Genomic DNA, 26,782 nt, shown 5'->3' on the forward strand with positions numbered 1-26,782 from the left:
ACTTACTTTGAGTCTTTAGGGTAAACAGTTAATAAACAGGCGTCTTTTTCAAGCTTGTATTCAGTGGATGTCCCAGTCATTCCCAGGGCTTCCATATCTGCCAACCAATGTTGCACCACTTGTTTTTCATCTTCGCGGATATAGTCATCCATCAAAAAATCAATGTGTGCGTTAGGGAAATGCTCCACTAACAAAGGACCTGCGGGATATCGAGCTTGGGGACCCGTAGCAGCCGGAGGGCCATCCACAATCACCAAAATGCGTTTTCGAGAAGCTTGTCTTTGCTTGGCAAGTTTGGCCAAGGTGCTTTGGCAGCTGTAATACGGATAGACTTGACCATCCGCCGCCTGCCAATCCTCAATTGGCGCCAGTGTCAACTGGACAGCCTTCTCCAGCCCTGCTTGCTGGATATAAGCCAATGTCTGCTGATAATACGAATCCAGATGCTCGAAGGAAACGAACTGAGTCTGACGAGTGCCGTTACGTTCAGCCATCAAGGCCAAAGACTTGGCCACAATAACGGTGGACATCCCTGACCCAAACTCAATCACAAGGTCATAGGGTTTCAGCACTAGTTGCCGCATCAAACATAATGCAAAGTCCGCGGATACAGGCCAACTGTGAGCCTCGCTGTTGAACGCGGGTAGCACTCCAGTGGCAAAATACTCTTGCATCCCAACAAAGGACTGCAACTGACGTACAGCATTGGCACTATTATTCTTAAGCGCTGTTTCAAGATGACGACGGACTCGTACCAAATCGTCAGATTGTTTTTTAAACAACTCCTCATAGGCGGCTGGCACGGCCATCTCACGCGTTACCAACGACTGCACCTGAACATTCAGGCGCTCAAGCAAGTCCGTCTCACGTGCAGTCTGTGCCGACAATGCTTGCTGTAACTCCAACTGCCGAGCCTCCAGTGCGGCTTTACCCTTTTCCAAGTTCAGTTGCTCTTTAGCTTGCTGCAACAGCTCTCCCTGTCGCTGTGCAGCCAAAGCAATGTGTTCATCACGCACTTGAAAAGCTTGACTCAGCTCAGCCTGCAAAGACTTGTAGCCTGTTCGCTCCACATTAACTTGCTGCCTTGCCTCATCCAGTTCCTGCGTTATTGCCTGAACTTGAGATTGCAACGAGTGCACTTCATCCAACCGCTGGGCAGCAAGTTCAGCCAGCTCATCACGAGCACCTATCAACTCTTGTACTTGCGACAGTAAAGCGTCTTTCTCTGCCTGCGTATCCCGCAATTGCCCCCGGAGCTCCTCAGACTCAACCACTGATTCTTCTAACTGAACCAATAAGGACCCGACCTCCTCCAAGCGTTGCTCTGCTATTACAAGCAATTCATCATGAGCAATAATCAAGGCTTGAAGTTGTGACAAAGCTGCCTCTTTGTCCTGATGATGCGTCTGCAACTCTGCTTTCAGGCCCTCATACTGCTGGGCCATATCCGCTAAGCCGCCCTGTACAGTGACGCATTGCTCAAACCATTGCCCCGCCTGGACTTCCTTTTCAGCCAAGGTTTGCTCAAGCCGCTTCAGATCAGCTTGCAAGCCCAAGCACTCACGCTGCACCTGTGACTTCAACAACCCTTCTTGCTCGAGCTCACGTTTCAAATCCGCTACTTGCTTAAGCGCAGTCTCCGTATTGCTCTGCTCCTGAAGTACAAGTTGTCGCTGTTGATCCCCTTGCAGTTTTCGCTCTTGAAGCCTTTCCTGGTGTACTTCCTCTAACTGCTGGATCTGTGCCCGCAGCGATTCAGCTACTACACGTTGCTCTTGCTCTGCTTGCTTCAAACGCCGCGCCTCATCTCGCGCACCCGATAGCTGTCTACCTTGCTGCTCCAGCGTACTGGCAATCGTGTTGCGCGACTGAGCCAACTCATCCCATTGACGCCGCACATCCTCATATTGCGCATCAACGCCAGACAAAGAGCGAGCGTTATCCAAACGAAATTCTTCCGCCTGCTTCAGCAAACGGTCGCGTTGACGCGCCTCAGAATCAGTAAAAGGCACATCTTCCGGCAAGAGCGTCAAGAGCGCTTCTGCCTCCAGCAGATCACCCGACTCATGCAAGCGAAACGCCAACCACTTTTGCCGAAACCCACGTGGCTCCAAAGCAAACGCGCGGCGCGCCATCGTTGCAACCAGTGCGGGCTCTGTCGTCATATAGGTCCGGGCTACGGCTGTCCAAGCACTGGCTTGCACGCTTTTTGACACAGAAGCCTGACTCAACAAGGACTCGACCTGTTGGTCCCCTCCTTGCTGATAAGCCTGAATGATTTTGTCAAAGGACTTCCCACCCAATACAGCAGGAGGCTGCGTACGACGACTTTGACGCCAAGCCTGACGCAAACGCCCAGGCACCGAAATCAACGAGCCTGTGGACTGCACACCCTCAATCAAAATATCGCCTAGCTGAGCGGCTAAAACATGTTGCGTCTTTAAATCATGCAGTTGAGTTTGCACCTTGAGCAGGAACTCCAACCGGGCAGTTTCCGCCTGAGACTCTATAAGTCGCATATCTACAGGTGCCACATTAATGACCGTCGGCGTCAAACCACTCCCAACATCTTGGGGGCTATCGTACAAACGGCCCAATTCTTCCTGCACGACCTGCAACTGGTCTAACAACAAGCAGTTTTCCTTCTCGATCTGCTGCATATGCTTGGACTCGGAGCACTCCTGGCCTAACTCAGACGGCACAACAGGTGACATAGACATTAAATGGATTTCCTATCTTTCTTGTTAGTCCACATGGTCAAGCACAATGCTCTTGAGCAGCTTCAATATCCCAGCCAGGATCAGCGCCAACAGCAAGGTCACCAAGGTGTTATAGAGACGACGCGGCTCCATCGGGTACTCAGGCAAGGTCGCTGATTGCAACACTGACACTTTCTCCAACATACGAGTTGCATCGATACGCCCTTTCTCCAGAGCGCTTAAAGAGGACTTGTAAAGCTCTTGGGTGAACTGCACATTCATCTGCAGACGATTGAACTCTTCAACATATGTATTTAAGGTGCCACCCGATGGTGTAGCAAGTTTGAGTTTTTCTTCTTTAATCTGAGCATCCACCGCTCTCAAGGACTGCTTGAGCATCAGGATATTTGGATGATCACGATCCAATGACTTGGGTAAAGACGCTAGCTGAGTCTGCAACTGGGCTCGTTGCCCTTCCAACGTGGCAACAATGGCATTAATGCTTTCCGCTGTTGCCTGAGGCGACAGTAAACCCGCCTTATTCTGATAGCCCAACAAGTCCTGACTGGCTTTCTGGAAACGCTCCTGAGCCTGGTCAACCTGCGTCACCAAAAAGTTAACTTGCACCTGAGCCATTTCGTGGCCCAGCACATTCATATAACGTTCACCCTCTTGGACCAACTGCTGAGTAATAGCCTGTGCCATTTCCGGTTCATAAGCCTGCACTTGCATTCGTAGAACACCAGAAAATTCGTCAAACTCAACTTTGACTCGTGATAAGTAATATCGATGGAACCACTCCATGGAAGAATCTTGGAACCACATCCGTGAAACCCAGTCATGCTCAGACGAGCTGTAGTGCGCCCGCAGGTCCAACGACTGGTCAAGCTTCTTCAGCATATCGACAGACAACAAATAATCACGTAGCAATAGCTGGTTAGCTCGATCGGCAGTCGCTACTCCAGATACCAACATACCCAAGTCGAAAGATGGAGCACCAACAGAGTCTGTTTTACGAATGATGACATTCGCCTCAGAGACATAACGATCCGACGCGAAGAACAGCCAATAAGCCGTAGTCAAAACGGCCAAAATCAGGATAAGTCGCACAGCATGATCAAACAGGCGTAGAGAAAAACAAGCCTTGATACGCATAAGGAACGTAACTTTTTTTGATTTAGCCTGGGAAAATTCCGCACTGGCCTGCGTGGCTACACTAGGTGTTTCTGTCATTTGGGAAGTGAGTCCTTGTAGGCATCAAGCGCATCGTCTATCTGGTCAAACCAGTGCGCTTTACCTTGATGCAGCCAGACGCCTGCCTGGCAAAATTGTCTTAAGGTTTTGTTATCGTGAGCCACCATAATTAGGCCGGCACGATTGGTCATGGTTTTAAAAGCATCTGCCGCCTTTTTACGGAAAGCAGCATCCCCAGCCGCTGTGACCTCATCGGAGATATAGACATCAAAATTAAAAGCAAAAGACAAGGCAAACTGAAGTCTTGAACGCATACCCGAGGAGTAGGTGTAGACAGGCTCCTCAAACGCCCGACCAAGCTCCGAGAAGTCTTTAATAAAGGCAAGGCGGTCTACCAAATCCTCCTGGTGCCCATGGACGCGACAAACAAATTTGGCATTTTGACGCCCGCTTAAAGTGCCTTCCAAACCACCATTACCCATGGGCCAAGACACACGACACAAGCGCTGCACAGAGCCTTTATTTGGATGATCAACCCCACCGATCAAACGTAGCAAGGTAGATTTGCCTGCTCCATTTGAACCAATAAGCCCCACATTCACCTTAGGAGGAATCGTTAAATTCACACCCTCCAGCACCCATCTCCCAACACCATGGGCAGTTTTGTAGCGTTTATAAACATCGTTGACAATGATCATTTCATCACCAACTGCAAGGAAAATCGGCGGTACAACAGCAATCCAAGAAATAAGCTCACTACGCCCCAAGCATATAAATATCCCAAGCTAATTCCCGGCACCATGTGGTAATAACCAGAGAACCCGTGCCGCACTAGTTCCAACCCGTGAGCAATAGGGTTAAGTAGCAACCAGTCACGATACGGAGGGGGAACTGCTGAAAGCGGCATAATGACACCCGAAATCAAATACAAAGGCATCATCAAAATTTTCAAAATATGCTCCGTCTCCCGGACCAGCGCCATTAACACTGACGCCACAAGTCCATAGCCAGCACCAAACAACCACAGACCTAAGAAACTCACAAAAACTTGTAATGGGTCGTCTGGCAGGACGTTATGCCCTAATAACGCGACAGCACTCAAAATCAAGATCGACACCAACACCATCAAAAATGCTTCCAGGACTCCACGAGCAAGTGAAGTGTCAAAAGGCTTCACTTGTCTGTAAGCAAATAACGGTTTGTTGCTATCGGCCGCATACATTACTTGTGCTGCCGTCCGTCGGAATGTAAAAAAGCCCAACATTCCCACCACAATCCAAATCATGACGTCGATGCCGCCCACCGTTCGCATTCTGATAACGGTAAACACAAAGGTGATAAAACTGATGTGCAGCACCGGCTCCATCAACAACCAGAACCAGGCGGCCCGCATATCAAACAGACGATCCAACGACTCCCGCAAAAGTAACGCCCGCCAGACCGACCAGGTGACGGCCATGGGGCTACGCACCTGATTATTCATTCCGGCCTCTGTTGGGGGTATTGTTCTTAACCATGAACCCAATCACTTCATCATGTTGTTCAAAGTCGTACTGGGCACAGCCACCGACACCACTAGACGCAGAAACTTCTGGAACTCAGCCGCTGGCGAGTTGGAGACATAAATCACATCCTTATCCTGCACCGGGAAGTTCTGGGTAACGAAGAAAGAAGCCGGGTCACGCAGGTCAATCTCGTACACCACCGGGACAACTCCTTTCTTATCCAGCAGAGTCGACTCAGGGACACCGTCCACTAGCGCAGCATCTTCAAAGCGGAAGACGAAAACACCACGAGCATCAGCACGTGACGTATCCAAGCCTCCGGAGCGGGCCAGGGCCTGGACCAAGGAGATGCCTTTGGCTTCAAACGGAATCTCTTCGTTCTTGCCGGTCGCACCCAAAATGGAGAAGCTTTGGTTCTGATACAGCGCCGTAATCACATCGCCCGGTTTCAGCATGATGTTCTGGTTCGGATTACGGATGATCGTATCCAACGCCATAGTTGATGTGTTCATCTCACGCGAGAGCTGAATGGCGATACGGTTGACTGCTTGCTTTACGCCACCACCTGCGGCCAAGGCATCCAGCAGGCGTTCGCCTTTCGGCGTCAGCGGCATCAAGGTGCTTTGATTGACTTCACCCACCACAGTCACGTTAGAAGAGTTGTTCTGGGTAACACGCACCAATACTTGGGGGTTGTTGGCCTTGCCTTGCAAACGCTTGGCAATGCTTTCTTCAATCTGTTGGGTGTTACGGCCCTGAACGGCAATGCGGCCTGCAAATGGCATGCTGATCATGCCGTCTGACGTCACCATTTGTGACGGGAAGGCAACGGCATTAGTCGTCGCTGCCGTCGCTTTGGGGTCCAAGGAAATGCTGCCAAACAGCATGGCAGGCGGTGCTTCCCAAACCGACACTTCCAGCACATCTCCAGGGCCAATCAGATAGTTGTTCGAGCCCACGCTAGGAAACTGAGCGGCGAAGTCACCCATGCGCTTTTTAGCAGCCAGCTTCTTGGTCAACTCGTCAGTGACGTTGACCAGGGTGATGCCTTCGATACGGCCTTCACGTCGTTCCTGTACTTGCTGGCGGCTGGGGCCGTCTGCAGGCATCCAGTCGGGCATCGTGGCACATCCGGCCAGTACAGCGACCAGGGCGCTGGCCATCACGGGCCGTCCCATTGCTGCAATCTTGCTAACTGCTGTGTGTAGTAATTGAGCCATGCTTATTTCTTCATGAGCGTGTGAACGGTTTCACACGCCAGGTCTATGTCATCCTGGCTATGCGTGGAGGACAGGAAAAAGCGCAGACGTGCTGCTTTCTCTTCCACCGCAGGATGAATAATGGGTTGCACATTCAGACCGGCATCAAACAACTGGCCGGACAATTTGACTGCTTTCAGAGAACTGCCTGTAATCGCGGGAATGACGGCATAGCCTTGGGCAAAGCCGGTATTGATTCCCATCGAGCGCATCGAATTCAGAAACTGACTACCCCGCTCTTGCAGGGTATGCACACGCTCGGGTTCCCGGCGCATGATCTGCAGGGCTTTAAGCGAAGCAGCCGCCAGCACGGGAGAAATCCCCACGCTGTACACAAAACCGGAGGCCGCGTATTTAAGCAGCTCCACCAGCGCGCGGTCGCCAGCGATATAGCCGCCGCAGCTTGCCAGGGTCTTGCTCAAGGTGCCCATCCAGATATCGACATCACGGCCTGCCACAGCAAAATGTTCGTGCGAGCCGCGACCTGTCTTGCCCAGCACGCCCAAGGCATGCGCCTCATCGACCATCAAGAACGCTTTATAGCGCCGTTTTATGTCAATAAATGCAGGCAGGTTGGGAATGTCGCCATCCATGCTGTACAGACCTTCGATCACAATCAGCACACGCTCGAACTGGCCACGAATATCAGCCAGAATGCGCTCCAGAGCGGCGCTATCGTTGTGAGGGAAGGAACGGCGGGCGGCACCCGATAACTGGATGCCTTGCAAAATACTGTTGTGGATCAGGCTATCGTGAATCACCAGATCCTTAGGGCCGAACAGGTAACCAATAGTGCTGACGTTGGTGGCGTGTCCACTGACAAAAACTACGCAATCATCCACCTCGTAGTTCTGTGCCAACTCTTCTTCCAGCTCTCGCTGTACGCGGCGCTCGCCTGCTACCAAACGGCTGGCCGAGGCTGATGTGCCGTACTGGTCCATCGCCGCTTTAGCGGCCGCGTTAACTTCAGGGTGTGCGGACAGACCCAGATAGTTGTAATTGGCAAAGTTCAGATAGTCCCGCCCATCGATACGGGTGCGCGCAGCGGCCACGCCGTCGTGACTGCGAAAGAAGGGATTGCGCACGCCCATCCGATCTGCCATGGCCTTGGGCACCAGCATTTTCTCGTAGCCGGGATGGCGATCAAAGCGGGTAAAGGACTCCGGGATGTGGCTGGCCGCAGCCTGACGGCTTGCGGACTGCTCGGCCATGCGGCCATCGCTGGCAGCTTGTCCGGTTTTACGTCCCAGAATGCGCTGAATCAGCTGTGCTTTACTGCCTGGCGCCAGATCGTTCTTACTCATGAATCAGTGATGTCCCTGTTTCTGCCAATCGCTGTACATCCTGCGCCAAACCTTGCAAATCAGCCTCGGACATCTCATCCCCATGCTGACGTACGACATCGGCTACCAAATGCCCTGCTCCCTGCTCTGCCGAGTCCTCGCCACCGGCCGTCAGCTTGTCCACAATGCGGGCCGCGACGTTCCAAACGGTGGGGGAATCGTTCAGTACCATGGCGGGCAACTGCACGCCAAAGCGTTGCTCCAAGCCCAAGGCCAATTCCACAGCCATCAAGGAGTCCATGCCCAGGTCATGCAAGGAGCGTTGGGTTTCGATACGGTCTACTTCGGTGCGCAGAATGTTGGCTACTTCTTGTGCCACCCACTCGGCCACCAAAGCGTGAATTTGCTCGGGTGTTTTACCCGCGATCAAAGCGTGAATATCCTGCCCGTCGCTGCCGGAGTCGTGGTCCTTGCGAGCACGGTTCAAGATGGCAAAGCGTTCGCTCTGAGCCGAGGCCAGCAAGCGGGCCAAGGCGTTCCAGTCAAAGTTGGCCACGATGGATACTTCGCCATTGACGGCCAACACACGATCCAATTGATCCAGCGCCTGGTCAGACTGCAACGGTGCTTTGCCCAGGCGCTTGCCCAAGCTGTCTTTTACGGTTTCATTGCGGGTCAAGTAACCTGCATCGCCAATCGGCCCCCAAGCAATACAAGAAGCCGCCAGACCCTGGTTCTGGCGCAAGCGCGTCAAACCTTCCAGGCCTGCATTGGCGGCCACATAGTTCGCCTGTCCGGGGTTACCAATAGAGGTCGTCACCGAGGAATACAGCACAAAGTGCGATAGCTTCACCGCCTGCGTTGCCTGGTGCAGATTCCAGGCGCCGACCAACTTGGTTTGCAGCACCTTGTTCAGGCTGTCCTGATCCATATTGGCAATCAGGCGATCATCAAACACGGCGGCGGCATGCAGCACACCAGTCAGAGGACTATCACCAGCCTGAATCTGCGCGACAACAGCCTGTACCGCTGCGAAATCCGTGACGTCACACGCCACGATTTGCACACGGCAGCCTTGTGTCTGGAACTGCTCCAGCAGCTCTTGTGCGCCCGGAGTATCGGCACCACGACGACCTGCCAAAACCAGGGATGTCACGCCACGCTTGACCAGCCACTGGGCCGAAGCCAGGCCAAAGCCGGACAAACCACCCGTCACCAACCAAGTGCCCTGTGCGGACAAATCAAGGGGAGCGATAGCGTGTTTGGACGGCAATGCAGGCTGAGCATCTTTTAAGGACACCACCAGCTTGCCGATGTGACGAGCCTGTTGCATGGCACGGAATGCATCAACCACATGCTCAGCACCGAAGCTACGGTAAGGCAATGGGAACAGCGCGCCATCATGGAACAGTTCCATGACTTCTTTAAACAGGCGTCCGGCCAAAGCTGGACGTCCCGTCAGCAACTGGTCGGCATCAATACCGAAGTAGCTGATGTTGCTCTTGAAGGGGCGCAGGCCGATAGGCGTATTCTCGAAGAAGTCGCGCTTGCCCAGTTCCAGGAAACGGCCAAATGGGCTCAAGACATCCAGGCTGCGGCGCATGGCTTCACCTGCCAGCGAGTTCAGTACAACGTCTACACCCTCACCGCCGGTAGCGTCCATCACATCCTGAGCAAAGCTCAAGCTGCGCGAGTCGAACACACGGTCTGCTCCCAGCAGGGAGGCAAAGACGCGCTTCTCGTCTGTACCTGCGGTGGCATAAATTTCTGCACCCAAATGACGGGCCAACTGGATCGCGGCAATTCCCACACCGCCGGCAGCACCGTGGATAAGGACTTTTTCACCGGGCTGGATCTGGGCCAGATGCGTCAGGGCGTAGTACACCGTGAAGAACACGGTGGGAACCGTAGCCGCAGCTTCAAAATCCCAGCCTTCAGGCATGGGAGCGATCGCATCGGCACGCGTCACGACATGACTGGCAAAGCAGGAGGAGCCAAAGCCCATGACTGGCTGACCCACAGCCAAGTGGGTGACATCAGCACCAACGCGTGTGACCACACCCGAGAACTCCAGGCCCAGGCTGGCACCGGCAAAACCGTTTTCTACGGCTTCATCCGGCAACAAGCCCATCAAATACATCACGTCACGGAAGTTCAGACCGGCTGCCATCGTACGGACTTCAACCTGATCCGCCGCCAAAGCCGGAACTTGCATGGCTTGCCATTCCAGATTGCGCAGTTGTCCGGGCACCTGGAAGTCCAGCTTGAAGCGGGCGTCCTGATTCAGCCGCGTTTGTCCTGCCTGGGTGGCATCTGCCAACACCAAGGTATGACGCGCGTCTTGGGACAAGACGACTTCAGTCGCCTGATCTGGCCACAGCAGCTCTCGCTCCAGACGCAGGCTAAGATCGCTAGCCAAAGCATCATCTGCCAAATCGATCATGGTGCAGGACAGGGCAGGCAGCTCATTCATCAGAACCCGACCAAAACCCCACAGAGCCGACTGGGCCGGATTAACCGCCCAATCCAGCTTGTCTGCCATGGCGGGCAAAGCACCACCTTGAGTCACCAGCCACAAGCGGCCTTGAGCAGCGCGTGCGGACAGGCTTTGTGCCAGACTCAGCAGCTTGCCACTGGTATCGCTAACGGCGTCTACGGTATCGCCCCAACCCAGCATCTGCACCACATTGATGGCAGCCTGATCGGCCAACACATCGTCTGACAAAGGCCAGGTTTGAGCACTCACGGTTTGGCCAGCCGCTTGCAAGCGCGTCTGCAAAGACTGGGCTTGCATCTGGGAGGCGCCATCAAACAGCAGCACCCAATTAGCCGCGGGCACGGACTCTGTATTCTGTGCCGTCTGAGTCTTGGCCGCATTGGCCAGTAGCAGATAGGCACCTTCACTTAAGTCTTGGGCAGCAGGTTCCAGAGCGGTTTTCACCTGCTCAAAACCCGCCTGCTCCAAGGCCTTGTGCCAGCCCTCAGGCGACAACAAGGAAGAGGATTGCGTATCACCGGACTCATGCCACCAGCTCGGGTCCAGGCCAGACAGGAAGTCGGCATGCCAGTCCGGGTGACATTCAGCCAGCAACAGCACACCCTCGGCGGCCAGCCATTGTTTGCTATGCGCCAGGGCAGGCGGCACATGCACCGTGCGGTGCAAGCTATGGCGCAGAATCACGACATCAAATGCAGTGATGTCAGCCTGCTCCAACTGCCATTCCTGCAAGTCAAAACCAATAACTTGTACATTTGCCAAGCCATGATGCTGAGTTGCCTGACGCGCTTGTAAATCAGCGTCGGGCAATGCCAGCACATAGTCGAACTGATCTTCAGACAAACAAGCCGCCAAGGTCTTGGGCAAATTGCTAGGGCCTACGGCGACTTCCAGCACGCGCAGGCGCTGCGAGGCAGGCAAGTTAGCGGCCAGCTCGCGCAATTGGGCTTCCAATGCCAGACGCACACCCAGATACATGGTGTCGTCGTCATACAGCACTTCAACCACGGGAGAACGGCGCAAGGAGGCCAGCAATTTCGGGCCTGACACTTCGCCACGCAGCAAGGCAGGCAGTTGACGGCCCACCGAGCCAATTTGGGTCAGTTGTGGCAGGCTATTGGGTGAATCCTGCAAGATAGTGCGCCACAAATCTTGAGCAGGCGGCATATCGGCCTGATCCACCACATTCCAGCCCTGCTCGCTGTCTTGCAACAGCTCTTCACGGCGGAGCAGATCTGTCATCCAGCGGCCATATGGGCTAGTCATGACGTCGGCGCTAATAGCGGAAGGCTGGGTCGACAGGCTTTGGAAGGCTTCGTAGATAAAAGACAGACTCAGCGCATCCAGCAAAGGCAGGCTTTGCTGGAACCAGGTTTCGCGTTCTTGCTGCTGATCAGCCAGTGCTGCCCAACCGCTTTGGGCCAGTTGTTCGGGCGCGAGCGTAACAGCAGCTCGCTCATCACGAGGATGAGGGCGCAGATACGGGGTAATTTGCCAGTTGGAGACCGCATGACGATCCTGGCGCAAGAAATACGCTGCGCGGAAACGGCAAGCCTGCGCGCTGGCCAGCAAGCAGCCATCAGCACCGTACAGCTCAAAATCTGCCAAGACCGAACGAGTACTACTACGACGCAGATGCGCACGGAAGTGCGTCACCTGTCCTTCAGTGGACAAGGTAAAACGCCCTACTTTCACAGGCAGCAAGGCCACGCCTTGGCCCGCTTCAATATCTAGTGCGAAAAAATCCACCAGAGACTGGTAACACACGTCCATCAAGGCCGGATGCAGCAGGTAAGCCTCTTGATCCAGGCTGATCGGCATATCCAGTTCGGCACTCAAATAGGTGCCCTGAACGTGGGCCTCTTTCAAGCCCTGAAAGGCAGGACCGTAATCCAGACCCAAGGTGTGAGCCAGACGGTAATGACGCTCGCGATCAATCTGCAGCGTGGACGACACCAGAGGCTGTAGTTCCGCTTTAGGCAGGCGCTCATCAGACGCCAAAATACGGCCACTGGCATGGACGACCCACTCGTCCTGACTCAGGCGCTGACGGCTCTTGATATGGAAACTGCCATCGCGCGGATTCAGTACAAATCGCAGGCTGCGGGCATGCTCACCGTCGAACACCAATGGGGCCAGAATATCCAGCTCATCCACCAGAATCAGGGTTTCGCCCAACCACTCGCGGGCGGCGGCCAAGGCCATTTCCAAATAAGCGGCACCGGGGTAGACCATCGCCCCGCCAACTTTGTGGTCGGCCAGCCAAGGCAGAATCACTGGGTCCAGCACGTTTTCCCAGCCAAGATCGCTGTCGGGTAAACGCCAACCCAGCAAATCATGCACGCGACGGCGCTCAATAGAGCGCATCCCTTCTGTGCTGGACTTGTACCAATGGCGCTCGCGCTGCCATGGGTATACAGGCAGATCCACTGAATTACCGGCCACGGGGAAACGGGCTTTCAATTGGGTCGACAACAAGGCCAAGGTATGCAAAGCCGTATCGGCCAGGCGCTGCGGGCCATCGTCATGCTTGCGCAGGCTGGACAGCACCACACCCTGAACATCAAGCTGAGTCAGGGTTTCACGGATATAGCGCTGCAAAATGGCGTGCGGGCCAATCTCCAGAAACACACGACAGCCCTGTTTGGCCAGGCAGGCAATAGCCTGCTCGAACTGCACGGGCTCGCGAATATTGCGCCACCAGTAATCCACGCCCAGCTCTTGCGAGGACAGCTCTTTACCGGTAACGGTCGAAACAAAACGGGCTTGTGCTGCTTGCTGGCCGGGCTGCAAATCACCCAGGCTCTTGTCCAGATGCGGCAACAAGCCATCCATATAGGGGCTATGGAAGGCGTAATCCAAATCCAGCAGACGGAAGAAAACGCTTTGGCCTTCCAGGGCAGACTGAATACGCTGCAAGCCTTCCAGGCTGCCGGACAGAGTGATATTGGAGGGGCTGTTCACACCCGCCACATTCACGCCCAAGTCTGCACCCAAGCCTTCCAACAAGGTATTCACCGCTTCCAGCGACAAACCAACAACGGCCATCCGGCCTTGGCCACGAGTCAGACCCTGAGCCTGACTACGGGCACAAATCACGCGTATGGCTTGCTCCAGATCCAAAGCACCGGCGGCCCAGGCGGCAGCGATCTCGCCCACACTGTGACCAGCTACGGCATCGGGCTGAATCCCATCTTCGCGCAGCATGCGCGTCACAATAACTTGTACGGCAAACAGCAAAGGCTGGGCGACTGTCGTGTCGTCCATGCGGGAAGCGGCAGGTTCGGCCTGTAATTGCTCCAGCAGCGAGAAGCCCGCCAAGGGCTTCATCATGCTGTCCAGTTCGGACAGCAAAGCCGCGAAACGAGGGGACTCGCGCAACAAGGTCACGCCCATGCCCAGCCACTGCGCGCCGTTACCGGCGTAGACAAAGGCCAATTGGCCTTCTTTGCTCAGGGCGTCTACGGTTTGCAGACCTTGTGGGGCCTGACCGTGCGCGTAAGCACGCAATTGCGCCACGCCTTCTTCAACCGTTTCGGGTTGAATGATCAAACCACGGGCCAAAGTCTGACGACGGTGAGCAACAGCGTAGCTGACATCGTAAAAATCTTGGGCTGTTTTGCCGTCCAGCAAGTCCGCATAATTACCCGCCTGCTCGCGCAGGGCGGTTTCTGTCTTGGCCGACAAGGCCAAAGGTGGCAAACCCGTGTTCGGCAGCGTTATCGATTGGCTTGCTGTCGCTACAGGAGCCTGCAGCAAGACGTGGGCGTTGGCACCACCAAAACCAAAAGAATTCAGGCCAGCCACCAAAGGCTTGCCATCGCTACGCAGCAATTCGCGGCCTTGTGGCAACAGCTCCAGATTCAGCCCGTCAAAATCAATAGCGGGATTGGGTGTCTTCAAATGCAAGGCAGGGGGCAAGGCCTGATGCTGCAAAGCCAGCACCGTTTTGACCAAACCGGCCATGCCGGAGGCCGATTCCATATGTCCCAAGTTCGCTTTGACTGAACCGATAGGTAAACGCTGTTCGCGCGATTTGCCATACACCGCGCTGATCGCGGTAGTTTCAATGGGATCGCCTACAGCCGTACCGGTGCCGTGAGCTTCTACAAAGTCCACATCACCCGCCGTCAGGCCACTGCGCTCCAGCACGGAGCGCATCAACTCAATTTGTCCCTGACAGCTAGGGATAGTGATGCCGGTCTTGCGAGCGCCATCAGCATTCACGCCCGTTGCCAAAATGACGGCCTGTACCTGATCACCATCGGCCAGGGCCTGCTCCAAGGGCTTGAGCATCAATACAGCGCCGCCCTCGGAACGTACATAACCATTACCGGCTTCATCAAACGCCTTGCAGCGACCATCTGCCGACAGCATCGAGGCTTTGGTAAAACCGATAAAGGGATAAGGATGCAGCAACAGATTGACGCCACCCACCAGAGCAGTGGAGGCCTCGCCATTACGCAGACTTGAACATGCTTGATGCAAAGCGACCAAGGAAGACGAGCAGGCGGTATCCACCGCCATGGACGGCCCATGCAAATCGTAGACATAAGACAGACGATTGGCCGCAATACTCATGGTATTGCCGGTCATCATATGAGCTGTCAGGCTGGCCAGATCATCCAGGCCGCGCATGCCGTAATCCAGACCGGAAATACCGACATAAACCGCGCAATCGCTACCGGCCATGGCGGACGGCAAGACACCGGCATTTTCCATGGCCTCCCAGGACAGCTCCAGCAACAAACGCTGCTGAGGGTCCAACCAGGCGGCCTCGCGAGGGGAAATGCCAAAGAAGTCCGCATCGAACTCGTCGATACGAGACAGAACGCCCGCCGAAAAAGTGATGCTGCGGCCCGGTTCGGACCGTTTATCGTGCTGCAACTCGGCCGTTGCCCAGCGATCTGCCGGGATTTCCGTAACCAGGTCACGCTTTTCAATTAAGGCATTCCAGAACTGTTCGGGTTGCGACAGGTCGCCCGGAAAGCGAAACGCCATACCAATAATGGCGATTGCACCAGACGAAGTACTGCTTTTATTAATATCCGTACGGGATGCTTCTAACTTATTAGCATCCTTGCCTGTATTTTGAGACACGCACCCTACCCTTTCGATCTTTACTGACTCGCCCTGTCACCCCGGAGCACGGAATAGTCATATTTGATAAAACGCTATTTCGGACAACGACTTCTGACATCGTCGTGTCGCAGGCAGCACACCAGTAAACAATGGTGAAAATTACACACAGTTACTATGATTTACAAACAATAATTACATGGAAGATAAATAAACCCCATGCAATTTGATAATATTTATTTTCGATTTTTATTTAATTCTTTACGCAATAAATAAAATATCCAAATTAAATATCCACCGACAATATTGTTCTATTTATTTTTAAAAACAAAAATCCAGTGTTTGAAAAACAACCAGGCCTTGGGCGCATTTATCAAGGCAAGCCAATCAAGACACTAGAAAAACATCAAAGGCGGTTTGATTCTGCTGCCACCCTGCATAGAATCAAATCCGCAATTTGTTATTCAGCGAAGACCTTTATCCGCAAGGGAAACTCTTTGTTCTGAGAGCTTGCCCACAACGCTTCAAAAAGATATACAACTGAGAATGTTACCATTACGCAGTTGTTCTAATCTATAAAGAATTGAAATGAAGCTGGGGAGCACTGTAACAATCCGATGCTGCTCTAAAGGCGCCAAACAAGCATCTTGATCACTATCAGGTGGCTTAGCACCCAGTCATAATTGACACGCTCGTCCCAAAGCATCAACCAAAAAAGACTATCCAGTCGTATTAAAAAAGCCATTTTTGATACAAACACGACAAGCGCGCGACGAGTGCAAACCCGTTACTGGTGCAGGTATACAACGATCTTCCACTCTGACCTGACGATGTGGCCCCGAAGCAGTGTTTTCCCTTAGCGACCTCAAAAACACCCGAATCAGGGCATTTTTCTTGGGGGTTATCCCTCATTTATAGCCAGGGTCACCTAGGCTCTATACGAATTGTCTTATGGCACGGCTGTCGCACGCCGTTACATTGAAATGGCTTCATCTAATAATTAATCCACTCTGGAGACATTTCATGGGTACGAACGCGACCACCGCACCCGTCGACGAACGATTACCAAACGGCAGGCTGGCTGCACTGGGCCTGCAGCACGTTTTGGTAATGTACGCCGGTGCCGTCGCGGTTCCACTAATTGTGGGCCGGGCATTAAATCTGACGTCTGAAGAAGTATCTATCCTGATCGCTGCTGACTTGTTTGTCTGCGGCATCGTATCCATCATTCAATCGATGGGTTTTACGCAGTACTTTGGTATCAAACTGCCTGTCATGATGGGCGTAACCTTTGCCGCGGTAGGCCCTATGGTCTCGATGGCACAGGCCAACCCCGGCCAGGAAGGCGCCCAACTGCTCTTTGGCACTGTGATCGGGGCGGGGATCATTACGATGATCATTGCCCCTGCCGTCAGCCGAATGCTGCGCTTCTTCCCCCCTGTAGTCACCGGCACGATTATTGCCATGATCGGTATTACGCTGATGCGCGTGGGAATTAACTGGATTTTTGGCAATCCCTTCGGCCCGACTGCCCCCAGCGTCATCAACCCGGACCACTTGGCCTGGATACAGCACGCCCAATCGGCTGCGGCCATGCCAGGTTCTGCCCTGCCTCCCTTGCCAGAAGGTCTGGCCCTGAAGGCGACAGTTCCTAACCCACGCTACGCCAACCTGACTGGCCTGGGTATTGCCGCCATCGTACTGACCTCGATCCTGCTGATCGCTAAATTTGCAAAAGGCTTTCTGGCGAACGTAGCCGTATTGCTGGGTATTGTCATTGGCGCGATTGTGGCTTCGGCCATGGGCATCATGACCTACGAGAAGGTCGCCAATGCAGCTTGGGTTGATCTGGTATTGCCGTTCCACTTTGGCATGCCCAAATTCAACCTCCTGCACATTGCCACCATGACACTGGTCATGATCGTTGTGCTGATCGAATCCACCGGCATGTTCCTGGCGCTAAGCGACATGACAGGCAAGAAAGTGGATCAGAAGGATCTGGCTCGCGGCCTGCGTACCGACGGTCTGGGCACTTTGCTGGGCGGTATCTTCAATACCTTCCCTTACTCCAGCTTCTCGCAAAACGTGGGTCTGGTTGCGGTAACCGGTGTACGCAGCCGCTTTGTCTGCGTGGCCGGTGGCGCCATTCTGATTATTCTGGGCCTGCTGCCCAAGATGGCTGCCCTGGTTGAGTCCCTGCCTACCGTGGTTCTGGGTGGTGCCGGTATTGTGATGTTCGGTATGGTCACGGCCACGGGTATCCGCATTCTGTCCGGCGTGGACTACAAGACCAACCGCAACAACTCCATGATTGTGGCTATCTCCATTGGCGTCGGCATGATTCCTCTGGTTGCGCCCAACTACATGCAGTGGATGCCTCACGCCATTCACCCGCTGATCGAATCGGGCATCTTGCTGACCTCGATTGCTGCCGTTCTGCTGAACTTGTTCTTTAATGGTGCTAAAGAAGATACACAGGCAGCGGTAGAAGCCGCCAAGCACGCCGAAGCGTAAATCGCCAGCCATGCTTGTCATGAAACCGGCCTGTCTACTGAAGTAGACAGGCCGGTTTTTTTATCGCCTAAGGATTCCAGAGGTTCAAGGCCTTCGTCAGCCAGCAATATCGCAGCAAAGCTTTTTATGCTCCGCTCATCACGAAGCAAAACGACGGGCACCTGCCACACACAAAGCCGCGCCTAAGGTGACCCAAATCATGCTGGGATTGACGGCCTCGCCCAGTAAAGCCGCCGCCAGCCCCAGTCCCATAAAAGGCTGCAACAACTGCAACTGCCCGACCGCCGCAATCCCGCCCTGCGCCAGTCCTCGGTACCAGAACACAAAACCCAAAAACATGCTGAATACCGACACGTAGGCAAAGCCTAGCCAGGCCGAGGCATCAATCCCGCTGAAGTTCTGCGGCCAGAACCAGATCATCATGACAAACATAAAGGGCGAGGACAGCACCAAAGCCCAGCAAATCACTTGCCAGCCTCCCAGACGACGCGACAAACGTCCCCCTTCGGCATAGCCCATACCGCACACCACCACAGCGGCCAACATGTACAGATCGCCCTGCCAGGCGGCATCCAGCCCTTCCCTGGCGGCATACGCCATCACCACCAGGCTGCCCAGAATGGAGAAAAACCAGAACACGGGTTTATGCCGCTCACCGGCCAGGATGACGCCAAATACTGCCGTACACAAAGGCAACAAGCCCAGATACACAATGGAATGGGCCGAGGTAATGTACTGCAGGGCCAAAGCGGTCAGCAAAGGAAAACCCAGGACAACACCAAAGCCGACCAGGGCCAGAGAGGCCAGGTCGGTGCGTTGCGGACGCGCCACTCGTCCGATCAGCAACCAGAGACTTGCCAGCAAGGCGGCCACGACCGCTCGCCCACCCGTCAGAAAAAAAGGATCCATGCCCAGTACAGCAACTCGCGTAGCCGGTAATGAACCCGCGAAAATTGCTACCCCGATAAAGCCGTTCAACCAACTGACTGCCTTGCTATCCATCATTCACACTCCCACCAAGAAGCTTGTCAGTACAACACAGCTATGCCAGCATACACAGGCACAGTCCAGTACAGTTTTTAAAAACTGTATTGCTCACTAGACCCATACACCGTGCCCAGCCCATGCCCTCTTTAACTCGCATCGACCACATCATGCAATCCGTGCGCGAACGCATTGCCGCACGCACCTACCCGCCCGGCACCCGGCTCCCGTCCGTACGTGCTCAAGCCCAATCGGCAGGGGTATCAATCTCTACGATTGTGGAGGCGTATGGCAGGCTGGCTGCCGAAGGCTTGATAGAGGCACGGGCAGGCTCCGGTTTTTACGTGACCGCCCCCTTGGCCCCCTTGAGCCTGGCTGCGCTGGAACCTGCACTGGAACGGGATATCGACCCCCTATGGATCTCGCGCCAATCGCTGGAAGCAGGTCAGGACATGTTGATGCCGGGCTGTGGTTGGCTACCGTCGGACTGGATGTACGACCAAGGCGTACGCCGAGGGCTACGCAAAGCCGCACGCAGTTCTAATGCAGACCTGACGGATTACGGCTCGCCCCTGGGCCTGGAGCCGCTACGCCAACTGCTGGCCCGCCGCCTGGTCCAGTCCGAGATTGATGTCGCCCCCCATCACATCATGTTGACCGACTCGGGCACTCACGCCATTGATTTGATCTGCCGCTTCTTTTTGGAGCCGGGCGATACCGTGCTGGTGGACGACCCCTGCTACTTCAATTTCCATGCTTTGCTGCGCGCGCATCGCGCCAAAGTTGCCAGTGTCCCGTATACCCATCAGGGACCGGACCTGCACGCCTTTGAAGCCGCCTTGCAAGAACACAAACCTCGCCTGTACATCACCAATTCCGGTATACACAACCCGACCGGAGCGCGTTTGTCAGCCACAACTGCCCACAGTGTTCTGGCCATGGCGCAACGTGCAGATCTCTACATTATCGAAGACGATATTTTTGGGGATCTTGAATCTCGTCCTGCCACCCGCCTGGCCGCCCTGGATGGCCTGTCCCGGGTGGTACAGATAGGCAGTTTCTCCAAAACCTTGTCTGCATCCTTGCGTTGCGGCTATATCGCCGCCCAGGCTCCGTGGATAGACAGTCTGGTCGATCTGCGTACGGCCACCAGTTTCAGCAGCAACCGTCTGGCTTCGCATATCTTGCACAGCGCACTTGGCGACAGCGGCTATCGCAAACATCTGGAGCGAGTCCGGCACCGGCTCTCCAAGGCGATGGACCACACCGTGACACAACTGGAACAGCTAGGCCTGACACCGTGGTTACGCCCCCGCGAGGGCATGTTTCTGTGGGCTTGCTTACCCGCCGGACACGATGCACTCAGGCTGGCACGCGCCTGCCTGCCCCATGGCGTGGTGCTAGCTCCCGGCCCCGTCTTCAGCCAAGCCCCGGATGCCGCCCGGTTTCTGCGTTTCAACGTGGCCCAATGCAGCGACAAACGGATCTTTAACGTGTTGAAGCGGGCACTTGATAAAGAGTTGTCTGTTTAAAGAGTCAGGCAACTCCCGATCTGGCTGTAGCCGCCCAAGCCAGATGCCCGCGCCGCAGCCAGAGGATTACAATCGGCTCTGTTAGACGGCCCATGCGGACCGCCGCCACCGACACCATTCCCATGTCCCCCAAAGACTTACGCGATTTATTCCTGCTGGCCGCCATTTGGGGCGGCTCGTTTTTATTTACGCTTCAAGCGGTCCCGGAGTTTGGCCCCTTTCCGCTGACAGCAGTCCGTGTCGGTGTCAGCGCCCTGGCTTTGATGAGCTACATCACCGTCACAGGACGCTTGCCCGTCTTTCTGGCGAACTGGAAACCCATCTTTGCCTTGGGTGTTCTGAATGCCGCCGTGCCCTTCTCCTTATATGCCTTTGCGGCCCTGCGTCTGGAGTCAGGCTTGCTGGCCGTTCTGAATGCCATGGCACCCTTGTTTGGCGCACTGGTCGCCCGCGTCTGGCTGAAGGAACGCCTGACACCCAGCCGCATACTGGGGCTCTGTTTGGGCTTTCTGGGTATTCTGATTCTGGTGTACGACAAGCTGAGTTTCAACAAAGGGGCCGAAGGCTGGGCCGTCCTGGCTTCCTTATTGGCTACCGTGTTTTACGGCATTGCTGCCAACTTTACAGCCCGCTATCTGCGAGGCGTACAGCCACAAGCCGTGGCCGCAGGCAGCATGGTCAGTGCGACTCTGATTTTGTTACCTGCTGCCATTTACTGGTGGCCCGCCCAACTGCCGGGCCTGCATGCCTGGGGCGCAGCGCTGTCTTTATCCTTATTGTGTACGGCCGTCGCCTATCTGATTTTTTACCGCCTGCTGTCCAATGTCGGCCCCTCCAAAACCATTACGGTGACCTTTCTGGTCCCGCCCTTTGGCGTGCTGTGGGGAGCCTTGCTGCTGGACGAAGCTCTGACTGCACAAATGCTGATCGGCATGAGTACGGTACTGTTTGGCACCTTGCTGGCCACGGGGCTGATTGGCAGGCGCAGGGCAGCGTAAGTCCGCTGCGCTGCCCACAGGCAGCGCTTCTAGCACCTGAAAGCCGAGGAGCAGAAATCAGTCCTCCAACCCCTGCTCCTGACGCCAGTGCTGGTAACGTCGCTCCAGCACGGGACGCAGGGTTTCGTAGGTATCCCAATCGTCAGGCACATGGTAGATGGACGGCAGAACCTCGTCGTCCAGCGTTTCCACGTAATCGTCCAGATACAGCTCGTCGTAATAAAAATCGCTGAAGGATTTGCCCAGATCTGACAGATCTTCGCTGACCAGCACATCGTCACAACACTCTTGAAGCAGTTGCGAGCCCTTCAGCATGTGATCTCGACACTGCCGGACTTCGTTGGGATAGCGATCCAGAAAGGCATTAGCCAACAGGCCTTTTTCTACCAGCCAGGCCAAATACATGCCGATATGTGTGCGCCCGCCTTGCGGACCCAAGTCAGAAGGGTAGTCCCCACCCACATGCCAGTCCACAGCATCGTACTTAACGGGATCAGTGTGCGTTTTCAATGTCGTACCTCCGTAGGTATGTGAATGTCCTTGGGAAGCGGCTGCCCGGATTTTGCTCGTGCTCTTGCCTTTTATCAGTATATCGATCACACGGCGGGCCACTAGTATTTTTGCAGATACCTGCTTCCTGTTTCAAAGTGGGGCATACCAGCGCTCAAGTACGACGACAATCCGCATCACTGTTTCTATCTATCCCACAACATAGCGTCAATCACCATATGAATTCGACACAGGCCGAAGCTGCAAGGCGACCTGTTCACGATCAACAGCGCAAAGCGCAGGATCATTAGGGTCGCATAGCACAGCCACGGTGTTACCCGGACGGAATCGGCTGAACAACTCGGGCTGCACCAGAACATCTACAAACGCCCTGCTGCCAGCCACATCCAGGCTTAAACGCAATAGGGGGTAAGCCAACTGGAGCACACCGGGAAGCAATTCATCGTGGGCCACGATCATCGCTTGGCACCGCTTGGCATCTTGTGACACCAAACGCTGATACAAGCACTGCTCAGGCAAGGCCCGCTGATAGCGTATAAAAGCTCGGCCACTAGCAATCAGGAAACCGACGGGCACGAGCAGTACCAGCGCGGCCAGATACGGCAAAGAGCCGCCCCACTCCAAGGTAATACCGACAAGTACCACCATTGCCGCCAAGCCAAAAGCCAAGAGCATCCACAAAAGCAGCACGACCATCTCACCTCCTTTGCAAGCACCCGCTCAAAAGCAGTTATCAAAGTGTGACAGGCGGAGTGGATGCTGGGCCTGCGTATCCAGTCGACCGCCAGATAAAAGAACTATGATGCGAGTCCATGTCCACTCTATGACAACAACAAACCTTTACGTTTTTGATACTTGAGCAGTTACCCTCCAAAGCCTGGCGAGCATCAATAAAAAAGCCGCCCGAAGGCGGCTTTGTACTACAGCGATAGAAGCAGTGGCAGACCTGAGATTAGGTTCGCTCGAAAATCCCGGCAGCGCCCATGCCTGTACCAATACACATGGTCAGCATGCCGTACTTCAGTTGACGACGCTGCAAGGCATGAACCACGGTAGCAGCACGCATGGCACCGGTCGCACCCAAAGGGTGGCCCATGGCAATAGCGCCACCCAGCGGGTTGACGCGCTCTGGGTCCAGGCCCAGATCACGAATCACCGCCAGAGATTGAGCGGCAAAGGCTTCGTTCAGCTCGATCCAGTCCATCTGATCTTGCTTCAAGCCAGCCAAGGCCAAGGCATGAGGCACGGCTTCTTTAGGACCGATACCCATGATCTGCGGAGGCACGCCACGGACCGAGAAAGTCACGAAACGGGCCAACGGTGTCAGGTTGTGCTCACGCAAAGCACGCTCGGAAACGACCAGCAAGGCACCTGCCCCGTCCGAAGTCTGCGAGCTGTTGCCAGCCGTGACCGAACCACGAGCTGCAAATACGGGGCGCAGCTTGGCCAGCACTTCCAGGCTGGTATCGGGGCGCGGGCCTTCGTCACGATCCACCACTTGGGTTTTGACCGAGATTTCCTGAGTGCTCAAGTTAGGCTGACGGCGCGTTACCGACACGGGCAGAACCTCACCCGCGAACTCGCCGGATTCCCAGGCCTTGACGGCTTTCTGGTGCGAAACCAAGGCAAACGCATCCTGATCTTCACGGGATACTTTCCACTGACGGGCCACTTCTTCAGCCGTCAGACCCATGCCATAGGCAATGCCATAGTTTTCATCCGAAGTGAAAATCTCCGGGCTGAATGTGGTGCCAACGCCCATTACGGGCACTTGGCTCATGGATTCCACACCGGCAGCCACAATGATGTCCGCCTGACCCGTACGGATACGGTCGGCAGCAATGGCAATGGCACTCAAACCCGAGGCGCAGAAACGGTTGACGGTCATGCCCGCCACGGTATGTGGCAGACCTGCCAGCAAGGCAGAGATACGCGCCACGTTAAAGCCTTGTGGGCCTTCGGGCAGAGCGCAACCAGCCACGACTTCTTCAATGGCAGCCGGGTCCAGAGTGGGCACACCCGCCAGCGTGCCGCGAATGGCTTCAGCCAGCAACTCGTCAGGACGGTAGGCCGAGAACACACCGCGAGGTGCTTTGCCGATGGGCGTACGCTTGGCAGCGACGATATAAGCTTGTTGTACAGTCATGTCTACTCCTTGATCCGCTCTAGTTACGCACCGGCTTGCCAGTACTCAACATCCCAGTAATACGTTCCTGGGTCTTGGGGGAATTGAGCAGCTCCAGGAAAGCCTGCCGCTCTTGCGCCATCATCCATGCTTCATCCACCAACGAGCCTGGATCAACATCGCCCCCGCAGATCACGGTTACGACCTTCTCGGCGATATGGAAGTCATATTCCGAGATGAAACCACCTTCTTTCATGTTCACCAGTTGAGCCTTCAGCGTGGCGATGCCATCGCGACCGGCAACCGGGAAGCGACGTGGCAAAGGAGCACGCCAACCGGTGCTGGCCAGAGCCTGTGCCTGACGGACGGCAACGTAAACCAGTTCCTGACGGTTCATGACGATGGTGTCGGACTCTTTCAGGAAGCCAAGCTGACGAGCATCCAGAGCGGAGCGCGACACTTGAGCGCTAGCAATCGCCAGAGCAAAACGCTTCAGGTAAGCCAGCAATGGGGCGTCGGGTGCGCCCATCGCCTGGAGTTCAGCAGAGCGGCGAGCCGAGTACGCCAGGCCACCTGCACCTGGAACCAGACCCACACCCACTTCCACCAGACCGATGTAAGACTCGAAATGAGCGACACGGTGCGCGCAATGCACAGCCAGTTCGCAACCACCACCCAAGGCCAGACCGGCAACCGCAGCCACCACAGGCACTTGTGCGTAACGGATACGTAAAACCATGTCTTGCATGGCACGTTCCACCGGCTCAACTCCAGCCACACCTTCTTTCTCAAACACAGGCAGAATGGCTTTCAGGTCGGCGCCTGCGGAGAATGGATCACCATCCTGAGCCACCACCAGAGCCTGATACGAGGCTTCGGCCAATTCAATTGCCTTGAACATGCCATTGACCACACCGGGGCTTAACGTGTGCATCTTGGTCTTGAAGGACACGATCAGCACATCTTGTGGGTGCGGTGCAGGCAGCGTCCAGCAGCGTACGGACTCATCTTCAAAAACCGTAGTGGTTTCCAGAGACTCGACCTCGCCCACCAGCAAAGGGGTGCCAATGTGACGCTGGTAAACAGGCAGTTCGCTACGGCCTTCAAAGCGCGATTGCGACGGATTCCAGGAACCGGCGGCGGTATGCACGCCTTGCGCCTCCCATACGGGACCACGGGTAGCCCAATCTGGCAGCGGCTGGCTGCTGAGGGTCTTGCCATCCTGGATATCCTGATTGATCCACTCGGCCACTTGACGCCATCCGGCAGCTTGCCAGATCTCGAACGGGCCTTGCTTGTGACCAAAGCCCCATTTCAAGGCCAGGTCCAATTGACGTGCGTTGTCAGCAATGTCTTGCAGATGAATGGCGCTGTAGTGGAAGGTGTCGCGCAATACCGCCCACACGAATTGAGCTTGAGGCTTGTCGGACTCACGCAACTGACGCAGGCGCTCAGCCGGGTCACGTACAGCCAGAATGGCAGCAACATCGGGATCAATTTTCTGATCAGCAGCCACGTAATCACGTTGCTGAGCATCGAAGCGCTGAATCTCACGGCCTTTCTTGCGGAAGAAACCGGCGCCTGTCTTCTGACCCAATGCGCCCGCATCGATCAAGCCCTGCACTTCGGGCGGCAAGCCAAAGTGAGCTTTGAAGCTGTCATCAGGCAATTGATCCTGCATGGTGCGGATCACGTGAGCCAGCGTGTCCAGACCGACAACGTCGGCGGTACGGTAAGTACCCGATTTGGCACGGCCCAGGCGAGTGCCTGTCAATTCATCAACCTGCTCGTAAGTCAGGGAGAAACGGCGAGCTTGCTCGAACACGGACAGAATGCCAAACACACCGATACGGTTACCGATGAAGTTGGGGGTATCTTTGGCGCGAACCACGCCCTTGCCCAACTGCGATACCAGGAAAGTTTCCAGAGTATCCAGCAAGGCTGGCTGGGTGTATTTCGTGGGGATCAGCTCCACCAGGCTCATGTAGCGGGGTGGGTTGAAAAAGTGCACGCCGCAAAAACGTGGGCGCAGCGCTTCCGGCAAAACGTCTGCCAGGGAAGTGATGGACAGGCCGGACGTGTTGCTGGCAATGATGGCGTTGGGATTCAGAGCTGGCCCGATCTTGCGGTACAGGTCCTGTTTCCAGTCCAGACGTTCGGCAATGGCTTCGATCACCAGATCGCAATCGGCCAGACGGTCCAGATTATCTTCGTAGTTGGCGGGCTCGATCAGGTCAGCCAGGTCTGGCGTACCCAAGGGAGCGGGATTCATTTTGCGCAGATTGGCAATCGCACGAATGGCGATCCCGTTTTTCGGCCCCTCGCGGGCGGGCAGATCAAACAGAACTACTGGTATGCCTGCATTCACGCAATGAGCGGCAATTTGCGCGCCCATGACGCCGGCACCGCACACGGCGACCCGACGCAAGGTACGGGCACCGCCCGTCACTGCACTGGCTGAACTAGATGTCATAGGTTTGTCTCCAGGAAACTGAAACCCCACGCAGCATAAGGTCCCAAACGGACGCTCTACGATGCGAGGCAATCGAATAATCGTACACGCACAACCGGTTTTAAGACCATAAAGTCTTTTTTATTTTGAT

The 26,782-nt window shown here is 55.1% G+C and carries 15 protein-coding genes; 3 read left to right on the plus strand and 12 right to left on the minus strand.

The genetic code is table 11. The features are described 5' to 3' along the window. Positions 1–2: 2 nt before the first annotated feature. The 7 genes from JYG33_RS11885 to JYG33_RS11915 form a co-directional block, all read right to left on the minus strand. Positions 3–2,660: a hypothetical protein gene (locus JYG33_RS11885; protein ID WP_207872448.1), complete on the minus strand. Its 2,658-nt coding sequence runs from the start codon at positions 2,658–2,660 to the stop codon at positions 3–5. An 84-nt stretch (positions 2,661–2,744) separates the two neighbouring features. Further along, on the minus strand, positions 2,745–3,932 hold the full coding sequence (locus tag JYG33_RS11890) for a chain-length determining protein (RefSeq protein WP_207872449.1): 1,188 nt from the start codon (positions 3,930–3,932) through the stop codon (positions 2,745–2,747). Continuing rightward, positions 3,929–4,591 (minus strand): ABC transporter ATP-binding protein, encoded by a 663-nt coding sequence (locus JYG33_RS11895; protein ID WP_207872450.1) that lies wholly within the window; start codon positions 4,589–4,591, stop codon positions 3,929–3,931. Before JYG33_RS11895 ends, JYG33_RS11890 begins: the two co-directional genes overlap by 4 nt. Beyond that, a complete protein-coding gene (locus JYG33_RS11900) occupies positions 4,588–5,376 on the minus strand; it encodes an ABC transporter permease (protein WP_207872451.1) in 789 nt (262 codons plus the stop codon). Before JYG33_RS11900 ends, JYG33_RS11895 begins: the two co-directional genes overlap by 4 nt. A 42-nt stretch (positions 5,377–5,418) precedes the next feature. Then, positions 5,419–6,618, minus strand: a complete 1,200-nt coding sequence (locus JYG33_RS11905) for a polysaccharide biosynthesis/export family protein (RefSeq protein ID WP_243430163.1) — start codon at positions 6,616–6,618, stop codon at positions 5,419–5,421. Positions 6,619–6,620: 2 nt separating this feature from the next. After that, positions 6,621–7,961 carry an aminotransferase class I/II-fold pyridoxal phosphate-dependent enzyme gene (locus JYG33_RS11910; protein WP_207872452.1) on the minus strand — a complete coding sequence of 447 codons (1,341 nt, stop codon included), beginning with the start codon at positions 7,959–7,961 and terminating at the stop codon, positions 6,621–6,623. Then, positions 7,954–15,537, minus strand: a complete 7,584-nt coding sequence (locus JYG33_RS11915) for a type I polyketide synthase (protein ID WP_243430164.1) — start codon at positions 15,535–15,537, stop codon at positions 7,954–7,956. Before JYG33_RS11915 ends, JYG33_RS11910 begins: the two co-directional genes overlap by 8 nt. Positions 15,538–16,539: 1,002 nt before the next feature. Between JYG33_RS11915 and JYG33_RS11920 the strand changes: the two genes are divergently transcribed. Then, positions 16,540–18,030, plus strand: coding sequence for a nucleobase:cation symporter-2 family protein (locus JYG33_RS11920; protein ID WP_207872453.1), 1,491 nt, complete (start codon positions 16,540–16,542; stop codon positions 18,028–18,030). Positions 18,031–18,168: 138 nt separating this feature from the next. Here the strand turns inward: JYG33_RS11920 and JYG33_RS11925 are convergent, their stop codons facing one another. After that, on the minus strand, positions 18,169–19,032 hold the full coding sequence (locus tag JYG33_RS11925) for a DMT family transporter (protein WP_207875837.1): 864 nt from the start codon (positions 19,030–19,032) through the stop codon (positions 18,169–18,171). 122 nt (positions 19,033–19,154) lie between these two features. On the opposite strand from JYG33_RS11925, the gene JYG33_RS11930 reads away from it, so the two are divergent. Beyond that, positions 19,155–20,546, plus strand: coding sequence for a PLP-dependent aminotransferase family protein (locus JYG33_RS11930; RefSeq protein ID WP_207872454.1), 1,392 nt, complete (start codon positions 19,155–19,157; stop codon positions 20,544–20,546). A 92-nt stretch (positions 20,547–20,638) separates the two neighbouring features. After that, positions 20,639–21,544: a DMT family transporter gene (locus tag JYG33_RS11935; RefSeq protein WP_222669037.1), complete on the plus strand. Its 906-nt coding sequence runs from the start codon at positions 20,639–20,641 to the stop codon at positions 21,542–21,544. A gap of 57 nt (positions 21,545–21,601) precedes the next feature. Here the strand turns inward: JYG33_RS11935 and JYG33_RS11940 are convergent, their stop codons facing one another. From JYG33_RS11940 to JYG33_RS11955, 4 genes are all read right to left on the minus strand, one after another. Further along, positions 21,602–22,054, minus strand: a complete 453-nt coding sequence (locus JYG33_RS11940) for a hypothetical protein (RefSeq protein ID WP_207872455.1) — start codon at positions 22,052–22,054, stop codon at positions 21,602–21,604. A 207-nt stretch (positions 22,055–22,261) separates the two neighbouring features. Continuing rightward, entirely contained in the window at positions 22,262–22,750 is a 489-nt protein-coding gene (locus JYG33_RS11945) for a hypothetical protein (RefSeq protein WP_243430165.1), read from the minus strand. Between the two features lie 256 nt (positions 22,751–23,006). Continuing rightward, positions 23,007–24,200, minus strand: coding sequence for an acetyl-CoA C-acyltransferase (locus JYG33_RS11950; protein ID WP_207872456.1), 1,194 nt, complete (start codon positions 24,198–24,200; stop codon positions 23,007–23,009). Positions 24,201–24,219: 19 nt separating this feature from the next. Then, on the minus strand, positions 24,220–26,652 hold the full coding sequence (locus JYG33_RS11955) for a 3-hydroxyacyl-CoA dehydrogenase NAD-binding domain-containing protein (protein WP_207872457.1): 2,433 nt from the start codon (positions 26,650–26,652) through the stop codon (positions 24,220–24,222). Between the last annotated feature and the right edge of the window lie 130 nt (positions 26,653–26,782).

The organism is Alcaligenes sp. SORT26, from assembly GCF_017377875.1.
Taxonomy (GTDB): domain Bacteria; phylum Pseudomonadota; class Gammaproteobacteria; order Burkholderiales; family Burkholderiaceae_B; genus Alcaligenes; species Alcaligenes parafaecalis.

Coding starts and splice junctions, on each gene's coding strand:
- JYG33_RS11930 (WP_207872454.1), top strand. CDS start 19,155: ATGCCCTCTTTAACTCGCATCGACCACATCATGCAATCCGTGCGCGAA.
- JYG33_RS11925 (WP_207875837.1), bottom strand. CDS start 19,032: ATGGATAGCAAGGCAGTCAGTTGGTTGAACGGCTTTATCGGGGTAGCA.
- JYG33_RS11950 (WP_207872456.1), bottom strand. CDS start 24,200: ATGACTGTACAACAAGCTTATATCGTCGCTGCCAAGCGTACGCCCATC.
- JYG33_RS11955 (WP_207872457.1), bottom strand. CDS start 26,652: ATGACATCTAGTTCAGCCAGTGCAGTGACGGGCGGTGCCCGTACCTTG.
- JYG33_RS11910 (WP_207872452.1), bottom strand. CDS start 7,961: ATGAGTAAGAACGATCTGGCGCCAGGCAGTAAAGCACAGCTGATTCAG.
- JYG33_RS11900 (WP_207872451.1), bottom strand. CDS start 5,376: ATGAATAATCAGGTGCGTAGCCCCATGGCCGTCACCTGGTCGGTCTGG.
- JYG33_RS11895 (WP_207872450.1), bottom strand. CDS start 4,591: ATGATCATTGTCAACGATGTTTATAAACGCTACAAAACTGCCCATGGT.
- JYG33_RS11935 (WP_222669037.1), top strand. CDS start 20,639: ATGCGGACCGCCGCCACCGACACCATTCCCATGTCCCCCAAAGACTTA.
- JYG33_RS11905 (WP_243430163.1), bottom strand. CDS start 6,618: ATGGCTCAATTACTACACACAGCAGTTAGCAAGATTGCAGCAATGGGA.
- JYG33_RS11890 (WP_207872449.1), bottom strand. CDS start 3,932: ATGACAGAAACACCTAGTGTAGCCACGCAGGCCAGTGCGGAATTTTCC.
- JYG33_RS11945 (WP_243430165.1), bottom strand. CDS start 22,750: ATGGTCGTGCTGCTTTTGTGGATGCTCTTGGCTTTTGGCTTGGCGGCA.
- JYG33_RS11885 (WP_207872448.1), bottom strand. CDS start 2,660: ATGCAGCAGATCGAGAAGGAAAACTGCTTGTTGTTAGACCAGTTGCAG.
- JYG33_RS11920 (WP_207872453.1), top strand. CDS start 16,540: ATGGGTACGAACGCGACCACCGCACCCGTCGACGAACGATTACCAAAC.